Consider the following 1,264-nt stretch of genomic DNA (forward strand, 5'->3'; position numbering starts at 1 on the left):
CCTGATAAACAACAGCTATCGCATCTGGGGTGCGCTCAACCTGTTGCTCAAACAAATCAACAACAGTCTTATCTTGAGGATAAGAAACATAAGTATCGTTAAAGACATGCAACAACTGGTGCTCCTCTTCCTCTGGCAGGATATTTAAACTATTAACATTTATTTCTTCCAAATTATCTACCCCGTCCATAAGCTCAACTAATGACTGCTCCATATAAGCAAGTATACGAGAAGCTCCGATGCTTCGATCTACTTGTGCCGTTAAGCCGAAATCAATACCAAAATCATCTACATCCAAAGAAAATGGATAATTAGTACGCTCATGACCTGCAATAACAGTCATATCTAGATCCAAATCATCTTTATCTTCTTCTGATGATAAAGAATGACGGTAATTCAATAATGCACTGAAAAGAGCCATATCATTGGATATACCACTCCAGTTATGGATACGTGATAAAGGGGTTTGCTCATAAGATAACAACTCCTCTAACCTAACCCTGACCTCTTTTAAATATTCTTTTACATTACCTTTCAATTCCAATGCAACAGGTAGTGTATTGATAAATAATCCCAAAGAATCAGCTGCTCCCAAAGATCCCTGTAAACGTCCTGAGAATAATGACCCGAAAAGGGCATATCCCTGATTGCTGCATCGCGCTACAACTAAACCGAAAGCAGCATGGAATAACACAGCTGGACTAATGCTCAGATGAGCACAAACATTACGCAACCTTATACTTAAATCCTTAGACAAAACAACTATAGATTCTTCAATACCTTTCCCGTCTCCTAAAACATTTGATAAGTTAAAAGGATATGTAGGTTCTTCTATTGAGCCCATTAGTGTCCTAAAATAAGATTCACTATTGTCAGTCGATTGCATATGTAAAGTATGCCCAATGAATTCTCGATATAAAAAAGGAACAGGAAGATTCGAGCTCTCACCCGACAAACACAAGCTGACCTCTTCTATAATCTTCTCGATACCAACATGGTCCATCATTAAATGGTGATAATGTACGATCAGGTAATAAGACTCGCCCTCAGGGTCATCTGCCGATTTCAATTCCAATAAAGGTGCTTTTGAAATGTCTATCCAATGGCTTCCAGGTGCTATCAATAATTCCAACTGCTCTAAAATATTCTCAGAAGAATCCATCTCTAAATTATCCACTGACAAAACCGCTTCTCGAAGCACTACCTGAACCGCATAAGGCAAACCAGTGCTTAAAAAACAAGTGCGCAGAACATCGTGGCGGTT

1 protein-coding gene is annotated in these 1,264 nt (G+C 38.8%); it reads right to left on the reverse strand.

Annotated elements, in window-relative coordinates:
* Positions 1-1,264, reverse strand: a 1,264-nt coding sequence (locus tag B0A80_RS20170; protein ID WP_233430792.1) for a condensation domain-containing protein, incomplete at both ends; no start/stop codon positions are given.

The sequence above is a fragment of the Flavobacterium tructae genome (assembly GCF_002217475.1).
GTDB lineage: Bacteria > Bacteroidota > Bacteroidia > Flavobacteriales > Flavobacteriaceae > Flavobacterium > Flavobacterium tructae.